The organism is Winslowiella toletana (assembly GCF_032164335.1).
Taxonomy (GTDB): Bacteria; Pseudomonadota; Gammaproteobacteria; order Enterobacterales; family Enterobacteriaceae; genus Erwinia; species Erwinia toletana_A.
Window position 1 is genome coordinate 4,278,341 of sequence record NZ_CP134152.1, and the last position, 18,758, is coordinate 4,297,098.

Consider the following 18,758-nt stretch of genomic DNA (forward strand, 5'->3'; position numbering starts at 1 on the left):
AACAGCATGAAACGACTGTTAAACACGGTAGTGATGGCGCTGGCACTGACGCAAAGTGCCGTGGCGCTGGCCGATGGCGCGATTGATAACGCCGATCAGATTAAGCGCGGCGAATACCTTGCGCGGGCGTCCGACTGCACCGCCTGCCACACCTCAACCAATGGCCCGCTGTTTGGCGGCGGTTTTGCCGTCAGCACGCCGTTTGGTCAGATCTATGGCACCAATATCTCCTCAGATAAGCAGTATGGCATTGGTGACTGGAGTGATGACGAGTTTGTCGCTGCGGTACGCGACGGCGTCGGTAAAGACGGGCAGCAGCTTTATCCGGCAATGCCTTATGACTCATTTACCAAAATGAAACGCGACGATGTGCTGGCGATCAAAGCGTATTTGATGTCGCTGCCTGCGGTCCATGAGCCAACTCCAAAAACCGATCTGCCCTTCCCGTTCAACCAGCGCTGGGGTATGCACTTCTGGAAGTTATTTAACTTTGATGAAGGAGAACTGCAAGCCGATCCAGAGCAAAGCGCGCAGTGGAATAACGGCCGCTATCTGGTTGAAGCCCTTGGACATTGTGGCACCTGCCATACGCCGCGCAATCTGACCATGGGCATGGACAACGATAAGCCGCTGGCCGGTGGCGATCTTGGCGGCTGGATCGCCTTTAATATCACGCCGGATCGCAATGCCGGTATCGGCAGCTGGTCAGAACAGGAACTGGTAACTTACCTGAAAACCGGCGATGTTGCCGGACGTGCCAGCGCTTCCGGCCCGATGGCCGAGGCAATTGAACACAGCCTGCAATATCTGCCGGATAGCGATCTGCACGATATCGCCACCTATCTGCGTACGGTAAAACCGATCGCAGATAAACAGCAGACGCGGCCGCGCGCCGACTGGGGTAAACCGACGCAGGATGCGGTGTTGCTGCGAGGCGCGACCGCACAGCAGCGTGCGGACAACGCCGGTGCAGTTCTGTTTGTCGGTAACTGTGCCAGCTGTCACGGCGCGGATGGCAGCGGTGTCGGTAAGGGTTTCCATGCTTATCCGTCACTGTTTAACCATACCAGTACCGGAGCCGCCGACAGTCGTAATGTCCAGTCGGTGATCCTCAATGGGGTGCGCCGCCATATGACTCAGGGTGAAATCCTGATGCCGTCGTTTGCCACCGAACTGAGTGACCAGCAGATTGCCGATCTGACTAACTACATCAGTAAGCAGTTTGGTAATCCGGCCGCGGCAACGGCTAGCGCGAAAGAGGTGTCGAAGCTGCGCAGCGATGCGAAACTGCCTTCACCTGCCCACTACGCGCAGGGCGATAAGCCGTAATTCAGGCAATTGTCCGGGCGGGGAAAAAACCGCCCGGACAATCAATCAGTGAATGATCATATCTAAAATCAATACGCCCGCTAACCCAAGGAACGAGATCAACGTTTCCATTACCGTCCAGGTTTTCAGCGTCTCAACCACCGTCAGGTTAAAGTAGCCTTTGAACAGCCAGAAGCCCGGATCGTTGACATGCGAAGCAATAACACTCCCGGAACCCACCGCCAGCACCATTAATGCCGGGTCGGCATGGGTAACGGCAATAATTGGCGTAACAATACCGGCAGTGGTGATTGCGGCAACCGTCGCCGAACCGAGAGCGATGCGCAGCATCGCCGCAACCGTCCAGCACATCAACAAGGGTGACAGCGAAGAGTCTTTCATCATATCCGCAATGTAATCACCAACGCCGCTGTCCACCAGCACCTGCTTAAACGCCCCGCCACCGGCGATGATAAACACAATCATGGCGATGGCAGCAATCGAATCGCCGCACATGTCCATCACCTGTTCCATTTTGCGGCCATTACGTAAGCCAAGGGTAAACACTGCGATCACCACCGCGATAAACAGCGCGACCGCTGGATTACCAATAAACTCAAAGAACTGGCGCAGCGGATTCTCTTTCGGCATCGTCAGCTCAAATACCGCCGCTACCGCCATCAGGATCACCGGAATTACCGCGGCAAAGATGCTGGTCCAGAAGCCCGGCATTTCATGATCTTCGAAGATTTTCGGATTAAATAGCCCTTCCGGCGGCGTTCTTTCGAAACTTTTCAGAAATCTGGAGAACACTGGCCCGGCAATGATCACCGTCGGAATGGTAATGATCATGCCATACAGCAGCGTAGTACCGAGATTAGCGCCGAAGATGGTGGCAATTGCCGTCGGCCCCGGATGCGGTGGCAGAAAACAGTGGGTAACCGACAGCGCAGCCACCATCGGCACGCCGACATACAGCAGCGGCATCTGCGCCGCCGCTACCACGGTGAAGACTAACGGTAGCAGCAGCACAAAGCCCACTTCGTAGAACATCGCCAGCCCGACAATCAGGCCGGTAATCATCAGCGCCCACTGCAAGCGCTGTTTACCAAAAGCAGCAATCAGCGTAGTCGCAACGCGCTGGGCGGCACCGGTATCAGAGACCAGCCTGCCGAGCATTGCACCGAAGCCGAGGATCAGGGCCAGGCTGCCCAGCGTGCCGCCGATGCCTTTCTGGATCGACGCCACTGCTTCCAGCGGCGTCATGCCTTCGGCGATACCCACCACCGCCGCAACAAACACCAGTGCGATAAAACCGTTCACCTTGAACACTATCATCAACAGCAGCAGCAGAATGACGCCCATTGCTATTATTGTAATCGGCATAGAAATTTTCCTAAAAGGGGTACAGGTAACTACAGGTTTAGTTGCTTAAACTGCGACCCGCATTCCACCATCAACGAAAAGCAGGTGGCCGTTCACAAAATCAGAGGCCTGGGTGGATAAAAACACCGCCGCACCAATTAACTCTTCCGGATTGCCCCAGCGCGCCGCCGGGGTGCGTTTGGTCAGCCAGCCGGTAAACGCTTCATCGTCAGCCAGCGCCTGAGTCATTTCGGTTTTAAAGTAGCCGGGCGCAATACCGTTAACCTGAATATTGTGACGTGCCAGCTCAACGCACATGCCGCGCGTTAACATGGTCACCGCTCCTTTCGAAGCGGCATACGGCGTAATAGTGTCGCGACCCAGCTCACTCTGCATTGAGCCGATATTGATAATTTTGCCGCGCTGGCGGCTGACCATTTTGCGTGCCACCGCCTGTGAAACGAGGAACACCGCGGTCTGATTCACCGCAATCACGTCGTTCCAGTCCTGCTCGGGAAACTCAAGGAACGGACGACGGCGCTGGATGCCGGCATTGTTGATCAGCACATCAATGGCACCAATCTGGCTTTCGATCTGTTCAATCGCCGCATTAACTGCCGCTGACTGCGTCACATCAAACGCCAGCGCGTGTGCTTTATGTCCCAGCTCCGTCAGCTGAGCCGCGGCTTGTTCCGCGCCCGCCTGAGTAGTGGCGTTAATGATCACCTCAGCGCCCGCTTCCGCCAGCCCTTTTGCCAATATGAAACCAATACCGCGGCCCGAACCGGTGATAAGTACACGTTGGTTATTCAACGAAAAAAGAGTGCTCATGGTTTTCCCCAAATCAGAAAGTCAGCTGAACTTTTGCCGCCTGTTGTTTATCTCCGGCGAACTGCAATGCGGCATCGATCTCTTCCCAGCGATACTCCCCGCTGAACAACGGCAGCGGATCGATGATGCCAGTAGCTAACCACTTAACGGCGGTATTAAATTCATCAGTAAAGCGGAAGGAACCCACCAGATTTATCTCTTTGGCAATCAAGGTCATAATGGGAAAATTCGGTACTGCGCCGCCCATTCCCACCTGCACCAGCGTGCCTTTGGCGCGGGTGACATCGAGACAGCGTTGCAGCGAGGAAGGATGGCCGGATGCTTCAAACGACACATCGAAATAGCCTTTTTCAGCCAGGTAAGCGCTAAAATCGCCGCTGGTGGCATCAATAATCTGCGTCGCGCCCATTTTTTCCGCCATCATTAGCGAACGCTCACTGACGTCAGCACAGACGATTTCCGCCGCACCTTTGGCTTTCGCTGCCGCAGCGATCAGGCAGCCAATCGGGCCAACGCCGGAGATAAATACTCTCTGACCGCTGAGTTCACCCGCCTGATTGGCGGCATGTATACAGACGGCCAGTGGTTCGGCAAATACCATTACCCTTTCATCGGCGTGGTCAGGGAAAGGCACACACTGGGTGCTGTCGACCACTTTATACTGGGTAAAACCGCCATCAACGTGCGGGAAATACATCGCACTGCCGAAGAAGCGCATGCTGACGCACTGATTCTCTTCATTACTAAGGCAATATTTACAGCTGCCGCACGATTTTGACGGGTTGATCGCCACTTTTTGCTGCTCTTTCAGCGCCGGATCGTCACTTTTCACTACCTGACCAATCACCTCATGGCCGAGGATCATCGGCATTTTGACTTCATAGCTGCCCACTTTTCCATGCTGGTAGTAGTGCAGATCGGAGCCGCAAATGCCGCCACGGGTAATACGCACCAGCGTGCCTTCGCCCTGATAACTGACTTGCTGGCTGATCACCCCGACCTGCTGTTTGCCATTAATCACGCATGACTGAGTTGTTGTATTCATTGCTACCTCTGGACATCAATCGTTGAGGCACATCAGATAGTTTTCGACCGGACAAAACTGTGAAGAAGATCACTTAAAACGCTGTTACGAAATTGATGTTACGCATAACGTGAACCATGTTTGGCTTTCAGGTGGCCAGAGTGCGATTGCAGTTCCACATAAAAAGTGTGCGTTTCTTTGAAGCGCCTCACAGCTTCAGTCGGGATAGTTGCTCTTTGCGGCTGGCAAAGGCTAAATTCAACTCATCCGACCACACAACATTCTGATAACAATTTCCGGTGGACATTCGTATGCATTCAGCGCCTTCGCTTTTCTCGCCGCTCGACCTCGGTTTTACCCAGCTAAAAAATCGCGTGCTGATGGGTTCCATGCACACCGGACTGGAAGAACATCCTGACGGTGCCGCGCGGCTGGCGGCATTTTACGCGGAGCGCGCCCGTGCGGGCGTGGCGCTGATTGTTACCGGCGGCATTGCGCCTTCGCCTGAAGGCGTAGTGGTCGCCGGCGGTTCGGTGCTGAATGACGAGCAACAGCTTGAGCATCATCGTCCGGTAACCGAGGCGGTACATCAGGCCGGAGGCAAAATTGCCATGCAGATCCTGCACGCCGGGCGCTACAGCTATCAGCCGGGACTGGTGGCTCCTTCGCCGTTGCAGGCACCGATTAACCCGTTTAAACCACAGATGTTGAGTCATCAGGATATCCTGCGCACCATTGCTGATTTCGCCCGCTGCGCACGTCTGGCGCAGCAGGCGGGTTACGATGGCGTTGAAATTATGGGCTCGGAAGGCTATCTGATTAACCAGTTTCTGGTCGCCCGCACCAACCAGCGCGACGATCGGTGGGGGGGGGATTTCGGGCGCAGAATGCGCTTTGCCATTGAGATCCTGCGCGCGGTGCGTGACGCTGTCGGCAACGAGTTTATTATTATCTGGCGTCTGTCGATGCTCGATCTGGTGGAAGATGGCAATACACTAGAGCAGACCATTCAACTGGCCAAAGCCGTTGAACAAGCGGGTGCCACACTGATCAATACCGGTATTGGCTGGCATGAAGCCAGGGTGCCAACCATTGCCACCTCAGTGCCGCGTGCCGCCTTTGGCTGGGTTACGCAAAAGCTTAAACAGCATCTGACTCTGCCGCTGATCGCTACCAACCGCATTAATCATCCGGACGTGGCGCAAACCCTGCTGGATGAGGGCTGCGCCGACATGATTTCGATGGCGCGCCCGTTTCTTGCCGATGCAGAATTTGTGCTGAAAGCGCAGCAGAACCGAGCTGATGAGATCAACACCTGTATCGGTTGTAATCAGGCCTGCCTCGATCAAATTTTTGCCGGTAAAGTCACTTCCTGCCTGGTTAACCCACGCGCCTGCCACGAAACCCTGATGCCCGTCATTGCCGCTGAGCGCCTGAAAAAGCTGGCGGTAGTCGGCGCTGGCCCGGCGGGACTGGCGTTTGCGGTTAATGCCGCAGCACGCGGCCATCAGGTCACGCTGTTTGATGCTGCCAGTGATATCGGCGGGCAATTCAATATCGCCCGCCAGATCCCTGGCAAAGAGGAGTTTAATGAAACGCTGCGCTACTATCGCCGACAGCTGACGTTAAACGACGTCACACTGCGACTTAATCAGTGGGCGGACACCCGTCTGTTAGCTGAGTATGACGAGGTGATTCTCGCCAGCGGTATTTTGCCGCGCACGCCAGCCATTGAAGGCATCGACCATCCCAGCGTGCTGAGTTACCTTGAAGTTATCCGGGATAAAAAACCGGTAGGAAAACGCGTGGCAATTATCGGCGCGGGCGGCATCGGTTTTGATACCGCCGAATATCTGTGTCACAGCGGCCACTCTGCCAGCCTTGATACCAGGGCATTCTGCCGCGAATGGGGCATTGATCGTTCACTGCAACATCCCGGTGGACTGGCACCTGAAGGTGGGCAGCCAACAGCCAGCGCGCGCGAAATATATCTGCTGCAGCGTAAAGCGGGTAAACCGGGCGCAACGCTGGGGAAAACCACCGGCTGGATTCATCGCGCCAGCCTGCAAGCGCACGGCGTCAAAATGTGGGGTGACGTGCAGTATCAGCGTATTGACGATGATGGATTACATATTTTACGTAACGGCCAGCCGCAAACGCTGGCGATAGACAATGTGGTGATCTGCGCCGGGCAAGAGTCCAGACGCGAACTGGCGGCACCGTTAAGCGCTTTGGGAATTGCGGTACATATTATTGGGGGGGCCGATGTGGCAATGGAACTGGATGCGCGGCGCGCCATTGCGCAGGGAACGCGACTGGCGTTAGAAATATAGAGGCGGCGTTTTCGCCGCCCGTACAATAACTTAACGCAACTTCACCGAGCGCAGAATCACAAACTTCTGGTTGGATGCCACGGTGGTGCAATTACCAAACAGCTTCTTCATCTTCTGGTAATAACCGAGATGGCGGTTGCCGACGATACGTAACTCGCCACCGTATTGCAGACAGCGACGCGCATCATTCAGCATCTGCCAGGCGATATGGTCGTGAATCGCACTTTGCTGATGGAACGGCGGGTTGCAGAGCACCGCATGCAGGCGATCGGATGGGAAACCGCTTAGCGAATTATTCACCGCGAAATGGCTGCGGCTTAAATCATCTGGCCGGTTAGTCTCAACATTCAGTCGGCTTGATGCCACCGCCATGGCAGACTCGTCAACAAAATGCACTTCTGCCAGCGGATTTTGCTCTAACGCCAGCAGACCAATTACGCCATTACCACAGCCAAGATCAACAATCTCACCCTCGATATTCTCCGGCAGATACGCCATAAAGAAGCGCGCGCCAATATCCAGGCCATTGCGCGAAAACACGTTGGCGTGATTGTGAATCTGATAAGACGTGCCATCCAGCGGCCAGACGTTAATAACATCACTCTCTTTCAGCGGTGGATTGCTAAAAGTGCTGTAAACCAGCCGCGCTTTTTTCCACGCCAGTGAGGTTTTGCTGTTACCCAGCACGCGTTCAAACAGTTGCAGCGTCGAATTATGGATATCTTTCGCTTTGGCACCCGCAATAATCAGCGTGTCCGGCGTCAGCACCTCGCGTAGTGCGCGCAGCTGTTGCTCAAGCAGAGCCAGGGTCTTCGGGATTTTAATCAGTACGCAGGAAGGCGCTGCTGGCAGGGCCGACATGCTATCAAGAAAAGTGACGTTATCTTCATCCAGCTGGTTGTGGTGTAAATTATTACGCGTCGCCAGCTGGCTCATCAGTGAGTCACCGATGCTGTAAACCTGATGCTCGCTCAGTGCGCAGGCCAGCGCGCCAAAGCTGTCATTAAAAATCAAAATTGGGCCGCTACCGTCCAGCGGTAACGGCTGCTGCAGCAAATATTCATCTGCGGCATCCCAGGCCTGCAGCGGACTCTCATCATCCATTTGCGGGAAGCGATGCAGCGTCAGCGTGCGATTGCTCAGTTCGAGTTGGCTCATTGGATCTCCGGCATGATAATATTTGCGCATTCAAACCCCTGAAGGGGGGCGCAGTATATACCCACAATGGGATCAGTTTCTATTGATCCAGGAGTCCTGATGTCATCGTTAATCTATTTACAGGGATACCCTGAATCACTCCTCAGCCAGGTGCGCAGCCTGATTGAACAGCAACGTTTAGCGGAAGTATTACAGAAACGCTATCCGGACGGCCACAATATCACCAGCGATAAAGCGTTATATGAGTACGCGCTGGATCTGAAAAACAGCTATCTGCGTAATGCCGCGCCGCTGAATAAAGTGGCCTATGACAGTAAAATCAAAGTGATGAAACACGCGCTGGGATTGCACACGGCAATTTCCCGCGTGCAGGGCGGCAAGCTAAAGGCCAAAGCGGAAATTCGCGTGGCGACCATCTTTAAACAGGCTCCCGAAGCCTTTCTGCGCATGATCGTGGTGCACGAACTGGCGCATATCAAAGAGAAGGACCACAGCAAAGCCTTCTATCAGCTCTGCTGCCACATGGAACCCAACTACCATCAGTATGAGTTTGATACCCGCTTATGGCTGACCGAGCAGGCGCTGCGCGGTAACGCGGCTTAACTACTGAACTGGCGCCCGCTTAAATAAAGTCCTTCGCTTTCTGAATCAGACTGGTTTTCGTCAGCGCGCCAAGAAACTTTCTTTCCCGTGGATTATTCAGCACCGGCAGACGCTCCAGCGTCACCTGAGCAAAAGCCTCCCAGCCCTCGCGGATGGTCTGGTTGGCGCAGATAAACGGAAAGTCACCGTCCGTCACTACGCTGACTGGCGTATCAAGGTGAATGTCACCATCCAGAATTTTGCGCGAGATATCGTGAATCGACACCACACCAAGAAACTGGCCGTGCTGATTAACGATATACACAAAGCGCTCACGCTTTAACGAACTGACCGCCAGCGCCTTCCCTACCGACTCTTCCGGCAACAGTGCAGCACCCGGGACGATAAACTGCGAGATAATGCCGTTATCAAAGTCGAACTTGGCATCAGAACGGCTAAAATGCTGGCTGACCACCGGATAAGTGCTGGTGGATTGCAGACGATACACCGTCATTGCGGCCAGTACGGCGGCGATCATCAGCGGAAACAGCAGGCTGCTGTTCAGCGTCATTTCCAGCACCATAATAATTGCCATCAGCGGAGCCTGACTGACGGACGCCAGCACCGCCGCCATGCCAATCGCCGCATACAACAACACATTGCCCACCGGCAGCCCTGCCGCACTGGCGACGGTAGCAATAGCGACCCCCAGCAACGCGCCAATCAATAATGATGGGGTAAACAGTCCACCGACCGCGCTGGAGCCAACCGACAGCGCGGTGGCAACCATTTTCAGCACCAGCAACACCACCATCGCCTGCAATGCCAGGCTGCCAGCCATCACGTCGACTATCACTTCATAGCCATTGCCAAGAATATCGCTGGAAGCGATCGCCAGCATGCCAACGGCAAAACCACCGATACCCAGCCGCAGCGGCAGGCTCTTTATGCCGGAAAACAGCCCTTTGCTTTTACCGATTAAAGCGATCATCAGCCAGCCCGCCAGCCCCGCCGCCAGGCCGATTAGTACCGTCAGAGCAACCGAGCCCGGAGTCAGTTGAAACTGGATATCGGCAAAAGTGTAGATGGCAGAGCGATAGCCCAGCGACCACATAGTCAGCACGGCAACCGCCGAGGAGATAATCAGCGGAATCAACCGTTGCAACGCCGAAATACCGAAGGCGATTTCCGCCACAAAGATCGCCGAAGCCAACGGCGCATGATAGACCGAAGAGAGTCCCGCTGCCGCCGCCATCGCCACCACATCACTGTTTTTCAGCGACAGCGATTTAAAGCAGTAGCGCCCCATCATGCTGCCGCACAGCGCCGACAGCTGAACCATCGGCCCCTCTTTACCGATTGACGCACCGCTGCCAATACTGGCAATCGACGATAAGGCGCGAAACAGCGAAGTTTTGGTCGGTACAGCATCCAGCCTGGCGTTGATCACCTCAAGGTAGTCGGTTTTCACCGTCTGTGTTTGCTCAATCGACGTGGCATATTTCAGAAAAAAACCGGCGATCACGCCACCTGCACCGACAATCAGCGGCCAGAAAAACCACGGATAAATCGTCATTGCCTGGGTGATATCCTGCTGACTGTTAAACAGCAGCTGATTGATCAATTCAATCAGCAACCGAAACCCTAAGGTCACCAGCGAAGCGGCGAAGCCAACCGGGATCGCCACCAGAATACTGGTCCAGTTCAACGCATGTTTGTTTCCGGCAACTGTGCTACTCACTGCTGATCCTTTTATTAAGCCCGCGCCCGCAACGGGAAAGCCTGAAAATTACCATACTGGAAGCGAGATCTCAGGTTGAAATTACCATCGCCGATCTTCATTGCCCTGACTTTAGGCTGTGATAATCTGCAGTTTCACTCACAGGATCGTGGAGCCAGAAGAAGATGATTCGCCTCGCTGTTGTTGGAACCAACTGGATTACCCGCCAGTTTGTTGATGCCGCCCATGAAACCGGTAAATTTAAGCTTTGCGCCATCTATTCCCGCACGCTGGAACAGGCGCAGGCGTTTAGTCACGATTATCCGGTCAAACATCTGTTTGTCTCACTGGAAGAAATGGCGCAGTCCGACGTCATTGATGCGGTTTATATTGCCAGCCCCAACGCCCTGCACTGCGAGCAGGCTCAGCTGTTCCTGCGCCATAAAAAACATGTCATTTGCGAAAAACCATTGGCTTCAAACTTACAGGAAGTGGAGCAGATGATCGCCTGCGCCCGCGATAATCAGCGGGTGCTGTTTGAGGCGTTTAAAACCGCCAGCCTGCCGAATTTTAAAATTCTGCGTCAGTCCCTGCCTGAAGTGGGTAAATTGCGCAAAGCGCTGTTTAATTACTGCCAGTATTCATCGCGCTACCAGCGTTATCTCGATGGTGAAAACCCCAACACCTTCAACCCTGCGTGGTCTAACGGCTCGATTATGGATATCGGCTACTACAGCCTTGCCAGTGCGGTCAGCTTATGGGGAGAACCGGTCAGCGTCATCGCCCAGGCCTCGCTGCTGGAAAGTGGCGTCGATGCGCACGGCACGGTCGTATTGGGCTATGGCGATTTTGACGTCACCATTCTGCATTCCAAAGTGAGTAACTCACTGATCCCAAGTGAAATTCAGGGCGAAGCAGGCTCGCTGATCGTTGAACAACTCTCGCATTGCGAGCGCGTTACGCTGACGCCGCGCGCAGGCCAGACGCAACAACTTAGCCGACAACAGCATATTAATACTATGCTGTATGAAGCGGAACACTTCGCCCACCTGGTTGAAACTAATGAAGTGAACCATGCCGGTCTGACAACCTCGCGAATCACCGCCAGCCTGCTGACGGAAATTCGACGGCAGACCGGAGTGGTCTTCCCGGCAGACGGGCGCGATCAATCGGCTGTGTAAATATTTCTAAATATTTCTCCGATTCGTTGACCCTTTATGCCGCTGAACGTATCTTACGCGACAGCAAAGGGGAGTAACTTCTTAGCCAGTTAATCGTCATTACGGCCATGATAAATCGCCGCATCAGCTACTGAGCTGATAGCCGATTTTAGCCCGGTTACTGGGCAACCCGGATAGCACCTTATCCTGCGTTGTAAGTGAGACCTTGCCGGAAGGCGAGGTTTTGCTTGCGCGTAACAGTGCGGCTGACGTCTTCCGATGTCAGCCGTTTTGTTTTTTTACAGGATGAGTTTATGAATACTGTTGGCACACCGTTACTCTGGGGCAGCTTCGCTGTCGTGGTCATTATCATGCTGGCGATCGATCTGCTGTTGCAGGGGCGTCGCGGCTCTCACACTATGTCGCTCAAACAAGCCGCCATCTGGTCACTGGTTTGGGTTTCCGTATCACTGCTGTTCAGTGCCGCTTTCTGGTGGTATCTCAACGGTACGCTTGGCCGTGAAGCGGCAGACAGCCAGACGCTGGCCTTCCTGACTGGCTATGTGCTGGAAAAAGCGCTGGCGGTGGACAACGTATTTGTCTGGCTGATGCTGTTCAGCTATTTCGCCGTACCGACGGCCCTGCAACGCCGGGTATTAATTTACGGGGTGCTGGGCGCGATTGTGCTGCGCACCATTATGATTTTCGCCGGCAGCTGGCTGGTGACGCAGTTTAGCTGGATTTTGTATATCTTCGGCGCCTTCCTGCTGTTTACCGGTATCAAAATGGCGATGGCAAAAGACGATGACGCCAGCGCGGTTGGCGATAAACCGGTAGTTCGCTGGCTGCGCAGTCATTTGCGTATGACCGATAGCCTTGAGGGTGAGAAGTTCTTTATCCGCAAAAATGGCGTGTTATTTGCCACCCCGCTGCTGCTGGTGCTGATTATGGTCGAGCTGAGCGATGTGATTTTTGCCGTCGACAGTATCCCGGCGATTTTTGCCGTCACCACCGACCCGTTTATCGTACTGACGTCAAACCTGTTTGCCATTCTTGGCCTGCGCGCCATGTACTTCCTGCTGTCAAACGTGGCAGAGCGCTTCTCAATGCTGAAATATGGCCTGGCGATCGTGCTGGTCTTTATTGGGGTGAAAATGCTGATTGTCGATATCTGGCATATCCCGGTGGCGATCTCCCTGAGCGTGGTCGGCGGTATTCTGGCGCTGACTTTGCTGATCAATGCCTGGGTTAACCACAAAAACGACCAGAAGAAACGCCGCTAATATCACGGGCGGCGGAAACGCCGCCCCAACGTAAATACTGCCATCAGCCCTTAGCGGCATTTTATTATTCTGCAACAGGCTCGATTCTCCCTTTGTTATCTCGCTCTCATTACTCTGACTGGTAAGTTGTAAAAGTCGATCCTGGACAAATTGTAGAGATTTCCCCTTTTCCTGCCATTTGTTTTCCTTATACTGCCCAGGCAAACGCTTCATCTGGAGTAACACATCAGGGATGCCGGATAAGTGATCTTATAACTATTAACGGTTTAGAAAATGACGATGGAAAATAAGCCTTCCGGGCTGTTAGGCCGACTTTTCGGCGGCAGTCTGGTGAAACAAATTATGATCGGTTTGGTCGCAGGTATTGCGCTGGCCTGGTTCTCAAAAGATAGCGCGCTGGCAGTAGGCTTGCTGGGTTCGCTGTTTGTCAGTGCATTAAAAGCGGTTGCACCGCTGCTGGTGCTGGTGCTGGTGATATCGGCGATTGCCAGCCATAAACAGGGACAGAAAACCAATATCCGCCCCATCGTGCTGCTGTATCTGCTGAGTACGGTGTTTGCCGCAATGGTAGCGGTGGTGGTCAGCCACTTTTACCCGCAAACGCTGGCGCTCAGCTCAACGAATATCGATATCACGCCACCGTCCGGCATCATTGAAGTGCTGCACGGTTTACTGATGAGTATGGTTTCCAATCCGATTGACGCGCTGATGCACGCCAACTATATCGGTATTCTGGTATGGGGCATTGGTTTAGGCCTCGCCTTCCGCCACAGCAGTGACACCACTAAAACCCTGCTGAACGACGCGTCCGAAGCCGTAACCTGGGTCGTGCGAATGGTTATCCGCTGCGCGCCTGTCGGTATTTTCGGCCTGGTCGCCTCGATTCTGGCGTCAACCGGCTTTGAAGTACTCTGGAGTTATGCGCATCTGCTGGCGCTACTTATCGGCTGCATGTTGTTGATGGCTTTGGTATTTAACCCGATTTTGGTTTACTGGAAAATCCGTCGCAACCCTTATCCACTGGTCTTTACCTGCCTGCGTGAAAGCGGCGTCACCGCCTTCTTTACCCGCAGTTCAGCGGCGAATATTCCGGTAAATATGGCGCTGGCTAAGCGACTAAAGCTGGATGAAGATACCTATTCGGTGTCGATTCCGCTCGGTGCTACCATCAGCATGGCGGGTGCTTCAATCACGATTACCGTGCTGACGCTGGCGGCGGTGAATACGCTGGGCATCAGCATCGATGTTCCGACAGCGATTCTGTTAAGCCTGGTGGCATCACTGTGTGCCTGCGGCGCATCCGGCGTGGCCGGTGGCTCGCTGCTGCTGATCCCGGTGGCCTGTAATATGTTTGGTATCCCAAATGAAGTGGCGATGCAGGTAGTTGCGGTCGGCTTTATCATTGGCGTACTGCAGGACTCAGCGGAAACCGCGCTGAATTCTTCCACCGATATTCTGTTCACTGCCGCGGTTTGTCAGGCAGAAGAGCAACGTCTCTCGCAGGAAGCCTGAGGGTAACGGGCGGCGAGTATATGTCGCCGCCCGTGCCGGATTCAGAGCGTGACGCCGCTTTTAAACAACGCCAGTTCGCGGAAATCGTTGCGCTCATTATTGGTCGGCTTGCCATTGGCGATGCCGACAATATCATCAACAAACTCGCTTAACAGCTGTTCCATGCTGGTGCCGTGTATCAGCTTGCCAGCATCGAAATCAATCCAGTGTGGCTTCTTAGCCGCCAGCTCGCTGTTAGTAGCGATTTTCACCGTCGGCACAAATCCGCCATAAGGTGTCCCCCGGCCAGTGCTGAACAGCACCATATGGCACCCCGCCCCCGCCAGCGCGCTGGTGGCGACCGCATCGTTGCCTGGCGCACTCAATAAATTCAGACCGTGAATCTTCAGGCGCTCACCATACTTCAGCACATCAACCACCTGGCTTTGACCGGCTTTCTGCGTGCAGCCCAGTGATTTCTCTTCCAGCGTCGTGATACCGCCCGCCTTATTACCGGGAGAAGGATTCTCATAAATCGGCTGCTGATGGGCAATAAAATACTGTTTGAAGTCGTTGATCATGCTGACAGTTTTCTCAAATATCGCTTCATCACGGCAGCGACTCATCAGAATTTGCTCCGCGCCAAACATTTCCGGCACTTCAGTCAGTACCGTGGTGCCGCCGTTGGCAATCATCTGATCCGAGAAGCGCCCGAGCAACGGATTGGCGGTAATGCCGGATAATCCGTCGGAGCCACCGCATTCAAGACCGAATTTCAGTTCGCTAAGCTTGCCCGGCTGACGCCGATCGGAACGCATCACCTGATACAGCTGATGCAGGCGCTCAACGCCCGCCTCAACCTCATCATCCTGCTGCTGGCAGATCATAAAGGTCACGCGTTCACTGGAAAATTCACCCAGCGTTTCGCGAAACACATCCACCTGATTATTTTCGCAGCCAAGGCCGATCACCAGCACCGCACCAGCATTGGGGTGGCGCACCATATTTTGCAGCATAGTGCGGGTATTTTCATGATCTTCGCCAAGCTGCGAGCAGCCAAACGGATGGCTGAACAGATGCACACCATCAATATCTGGCGCGTCAGCGGTTTCACGCAGAAAGCGCGACTGGATTTGGCGTGCAATGCCATTAACGCAGCCGACGGTTGGCAGAATCCACAGCTCATTGCGAATGCCGACCTCACCGCTGGCGCGGCGATAAATCTGCACCTCGCGGTCACTGGCCTGCGGCGGCAGAGTGGGGAAATCGGGCTGATACTGATACTCATCCAGATCGCTGAGATTAGTGCGCGCATTTTGCGAGTGAATCACCTCGCCTGCCGCAATGGATTGGGTTGCATGACCAATCGGCAGACCGTACTTGATCACCAGCGCGCCCGGCTCAATCGCCTGTAGCGCGAATTTATGACCTCGCGCTACCGGCTGAGACAGCGTGACCAGCTGCTGATTAAGCGACAGACTTTCCCCTTCAGTTAAATCACTCAGGGCGACTGCGACATTGTCCCGCGGATCTATTTTTATGATTTTTTGCATGGCGCTTTTACCCCAGTTGTTCCAGTGCCGCACGCATACCGCGATCGACAATCATTTGCAGCGATTCCGTCACCGCCGCCACCAGCCCCGGCAGCTGCGTCAGATCGCTTTGCCAGTGTTGGGTATCCGCCAGCACCGTTTCGACCAGCTGCTGCGGCGTGATTTCACCGCGCCCGAGCTGCGCCCACAGTGTCGAAAAGCAGCTCAGCCAGTGCTCGTCATCCTGTAACGGGAAAGACTTGCCATCGCGCTCGCCGCGATAAAACACCAGCAGCGCCGCCAGCGCAAAAGTGAGCTTGCGCGGCCACTGGCCTTGCTGCTGCTGACTTGCCAGCAGCTGCGGCAGGATTCGGGTGCGGAATTTAGTCATGCCGTTAAGCGCAATGGCCAGCAGCTGATGGCGGATAAACGGGTTGCGGAAGCGGCTCAGCACCGCGTCAGCAAAGGCGTGCAGTTCAGCTGAAGGTAAATTCAGCGTCGGGATAATCTCCTCACGCAGCGTGCTTTCGACAAATGCCGCAATCTGCGCATCATTCATCGCTTCACCAACGGTATCCAGACCGGCGAGAAATGCCACCGGCACCAGCGCGGTATGCGCACCGTTGAGGATCGCCACTTTCTGCGCCTTATACGGTTTGATGTCATCAACCAGCCGGATATTCAGCGGATAGCGATCGAGGCGCAGCATTTCATGCAGCCAGTGCGGCCCCTGTATCACAAACTGGTAATAGACTTCTCCGGCATCGAGATAGTCGTCGCGATAACCCAGCTGCTGGAAAATTTGCTCCGCATCTTCCTGCGGATAGCCGGTAACGATACGATCGACCAGCGTTGAACAGAAGGTGTTGTGCTGGTGAAGCCACTGGCTGAACGCCTCGGGCAGCTGCCATTGCTGCGCATAGCGCAGCACTAACGCCTTTAATGCCTCACCATTCTCATCGATCAGTTCACACGGCAAAATGACCCAGCCTTTATCTGCGGCACCCGCAAAGTGGCAGAAACGCTCGTACAGCAGGCGCGTCAGCTTGGCCGGAAAGCTATGCGGCGGCGAGTCTTCCAGTCGGTCATCAGCCGCGAAGGCAATACCCGCTTCGGTGGTATTGGAGAACACCAGGCGAATATTGCCATCACGCGCCAGCGCCAGAAACTCATCGAACTGGCGCCAGGCGTGGATTTCCCGATTCACCGAACGAATCAGGCGCGGCTCGCTGACTACCTCGCCCTTGTCGTTCAGACCACGAATCAACGCGGTAAACAGGCCATCCTGACTGTTTAAGCTGCGTTGCGTGGCGCTGTTACGCGGACGAACCACCACAATACCGGCATCCAGATCGGTATGTTGATTAAGCAAATCGATCTGCCAGTCGACAAAGGCGCGCAAAAAATTGCCCTCACCAAACTGAATAATACGATCGGGATAGTGTCTGCCTGGAAACTGACGGCGGTTCAGCTGCTGCATAGTGATTCCTTGTTAAAGCTCGACGGCAAAATAGTCCCGAGCATTGTTAAAGCAGATGTTCTGCACCATCGAACCCAGCAGTTCGATATCATTCGGTGCCTCACCGTTTTCTACCCAACGGCCAATCATCTGGCAGAGCAGGCGGCGGAAGTATTCATGTCGGGTGTAGGAGAGAAAACTGCGGCTGTCGGTCAGCATGCCGACAAAACGGCTTAACAGACCAATTTGTGACAGCTGAGTCATCTGGCGCTGCATGCCGTCCAGCTGATCGTTAAACCACCAGGCCGAACCGAACTGCATTTTGCCTGGCTGACCCTCGCCCTGAAAATTACCGACCATGGTGGCAATCACTTCGTTGTCACGCGGATTGAGGCAGTAAAGAATGGTTTTCGGCAGCGCGTTGTCACGGTTTTGCGCATCCAGCAGGCGCGCCAGCTGCTCCGCCAGCGGACGGTCATTTATCGAATCAAAGCCGACGTCCGGCCCAAGCAGCGCCAGCTGGCGGCGATTGGTATTGCGCAGTGCGCCAATATGATACTGCTGCACCCAGCCGCGACGGGCATACTCCGCTCCCAGCCACACCAACACCGCGGTTTTAAACTGGGCGACTTCGTGTTCAGTTGGCGTCATTCCTTGCAGTCGGCGCGCCAGAATCGCATCGAGCGTTGCCTCATCCGCCTCGGCAAACAGCACCACATCCAGCGCATGGTCGGAGACTTTGCAGCCGTGCGCCGCAAAATGGTCCAGCCTTCGGTTCAAAGCCTGCAGCAAATGATCAAAGCGCGAGATCGATACATCGGCACTGGCTGACAGCTGGTGCAGATAATCGACAAAACCTTCCGCTTCAAGATTAAAGGCTTTATCGGGTCGCCATGAAGGCAGCACTTTGGTGGTGAAACTGCTATCGCGTGCCAGCGCAGCATGATGGCGCAGGTCGTCAATTGGATCGTCAGTGGTGCCGACCATTTTCACCTTCATCTGCGTCATAATGCCGCGCGCACTGAATGCATCTTCGGCCAGCAGTGCATTACATTGCTGCCAGACGCTATCAGCAGTTTTCTCCGACAGCAGAATATCGCGGATGCCGAACGGACGGCGTAGCTCAAGATGAGTCCAGTGATACAGCGGGTTACCAATGGTATGCGGCACCGTGCGCGCCCAGGCATCAAACTTTTCGCGGTCGCTGGCGTTACCGGTGCAGAGCGCTTCGGGCACCCCATTAGCGCGCATCGCCCGCCATTTATAGTGATCGCCCTTCAGCCAGATATCAAAGAGATTTTCAAAGCGGGTATTTTCGGCTATCTGCTGCGGCGGTAAGTGGCAGTGGTAATCGAAAATCGGCTGCTCAGCGGCATAATCATGAAATAACCGTCGTGCAACTGCGCTATCCAGCAAAAAATCTTCGCTCATAAATTGGGACATAACCGCTTCCTCACTCTCGACGTTGGGCCGCACTGCCTGAACGCTTAAAAAGTTATCATACCAATTATG

General features: G+C 54.5%; 14 protein-coding genes. 6 read left to right on the top strand and 8 right to left on the bottom strand.

All coding sequences use genetic code 11. The features are described 5' to 3' along the window. Positions 1-6 precede the first annotated feature (6 nt). A complete protein-coding gene (locus tag RIN69_RS19445) occupies positions 7-1,329 on the top strand; it encodes a c-type cytochrome (RefSeq protein ID WP_390902420.1) in 1,323 nt (440 codons plus the stop codon). A 45-nt stretch (positions 1,330-1,374) separates the two neighbouring features. Here the strand turns inward: RIN69_RS19445 and RIN69_RS19450 are convergent, their stop codons facing one another. Genes RIN69_RS19450 through idnD form a run of 3 tightly spaced genes read right to left on the bottom strand, consistent with a single transcriptional unit; the run spans position 1,375 to position 4,549 of the window. Next, positions 1,375-2,694: a gluconate:H+ symporter gene (locus RIN69_RS19450; protein WP_313853874.1), complete on the bottom strand. Its 1,320-nt coding sequence runs from the start codon at positions 2,692-2,694 to the stop codon at positions 1,375-1,377. A gap of 45 nt (positions 2,695-2,739) precedes the next feature. After that, positions 2,740-3,504, bottom strand: coding sequence for a gluconate 5-dehydrogenase (idnO, locus tag RIN69_RS19455; protein WP_313853876.1), 765 nt, complete (start codon positions 3,502-3,504; stop codon positions 2,740-2,742). 13 nt (positions 3,505-3,517) lie between these two features. Continuing rightward, entirely contained in the window at positions 3,518-4,549 is a 1,032-nt protein-coding gene (gene idnD, locus RIN69_RS19460) for an L-idonate 5-dehydrogenase (protein WP_313853878.1), read from the bottom strand. A gap of 290 nt (positions 4,550-4,839) precedes the next feature. On the opposite strand from idnD, the gene RIN69_RS19465 reads away from it, so the two are divergent. Continuing rightward, positions 4,840-6,861: an NADPH-dependent 2,4-dienoyl-CoA reductase gene (locus RIN69_RS19465; RefSeq protein WP_313853880.1), complete on the top strand. Its 2,022-nt coding sequence runs from the start codon at positions 4,840-4,842 to the stop codon at positions 6,859-6,861. Positions 6,862-6,891: 30 nt separating this feature from the next. On the opposite strand, the gene rlmG is transcribed toward RIN69_RS19465, so the two are convergent. Then, complete coding sequence (rlmG, locus tag RIN69_RS19470; protein WP_313853882.1) at positions 6,892-8,019, bottom strand: 23S rRNA (guanine(1835)-N(2))-methyltransferase RlmG; 1,128 nt, start codon at positions 8,017-8,019, stop codon at positions 6,892-6,894. Positions 8,020-8,118: 99 nt separating this feature from the next. Between rlmG and RIN69_RS19475 the strand changes: the two genes are divergently transcribed. After that, complete coding sequence (locus RIN69_RS19475; RefSeq protein WP_313853884.1) at positions 8,119-8,622, top strand: M48 metallopeptidase family protein; 504 nt, start codon at positions 8,119-8,121, stop codon at positions 8,620-8,622. A gap of 19 nt (positions 8,623-8,641) precedes the next feature. On the opposite strand, the gene RIN69_RS19480 is transcribed toward RIN69_RS19475, so the two are convergent. Then, positions 8,642-10,342: a chloride channel protein gene (locus RIN69_RS19480; protein WP_313853886.1), complete on the bottom strand. Its 1,701-nt coding sequence runs from the start codon at positions 10,340-10,342 to the stop codon at positions 8,642-8,644. Between the two features lie 164 nt (positions 10,343-10,506). On the opposite strand from RIN69_RS19480, the gene RIN69_RS19485 reads away from it, so the two are divergent. From RIN69_RS19485 to sstT, 3 genes are all read left to right on the top strand, one after another. Then, complete coding sequence (locus RIN69_RS19485; RefSeq protein WP_313853887.1) at positions 10,507-11,502, top strand: Gfo/Idh/MocA family protein; 996 nt, start codon at positions 10,507-10,509, stop codon at positions 11,500-11,502. A gap of 293 nt (positions 11,503-11,795) precedes the next feature. Then, complete coding sequence (locus RIN69_RS19490; RefSeq protein WP_313853888.1) at positions 11,796-12,764, top strand: TerC family protein; 969 nt, start codon at positions 11,796-11,798, stop codon at positions 12,762-12,764. 279 nt (positions 12,765-13,043) lie between these two features. Further along, entirely contained in the window at positions 13,044-14,276 is a 1,233-nt protein-coding gene (gene sstT / locus RIN69_RS19495; RefSeq protein ID WP_313857814.1) for a serine/threonine transporter SstT, read from the top strand. Between the two features lie 41 nt (positions 14,277-14,317). Here the strand turns inward: sstT and RIN69_RS19500 are convergent, their stop codons facing one another. Genes RIN69_RS19500 through uxaC form a run of 3 tightly spaced genes read right to left on the bottom strand, consistent with a single transcriptional unit; the run spans position 14,318 to position 18,689 of the window. Then, the gene (locus RIN69_RS19500; RefSeq protein WP_313853889.1) at positions 14,318-15,808 is read right to left on the bottom strand and encodes a UxaA family hydrolase; all 1,491 of its coding nucleotides are present in this window, start codon (positions 15,806-15,808) and stop codon (positions 14,318-14,320) included. 7 nt (positions 15,809-15,815) lie between these two features. Then, the gene (locus RIN69_RS19505; RefSeq protein WP_313853890.1) at positions 15,816-17,267 is read right to left on the bottom strand and encodes a tagaturonate reductase; all 1,452 of its coding nucleotides are present in this window, start codon (positions 17,265-17,267) and stop codon (positions 15,816-15,818) included. A 12-nt stretch (positions 17,268-17,279) separates the two neighbouring features. Beyond that, positions 17,280-18,689: a glucuronate isomerase gene (gene uxaC / locus RIN69_RS19510; protein ID WP_313853891.1), complete on the bottom strand. Its 1,410-nt coding sequence runs from the start codon at positions 18,687-18,689 to the stop codon at positions 17,280-17,282. Between the last annotated feature and the right edge of the window lie 69 nt (positions 18,690-18,758).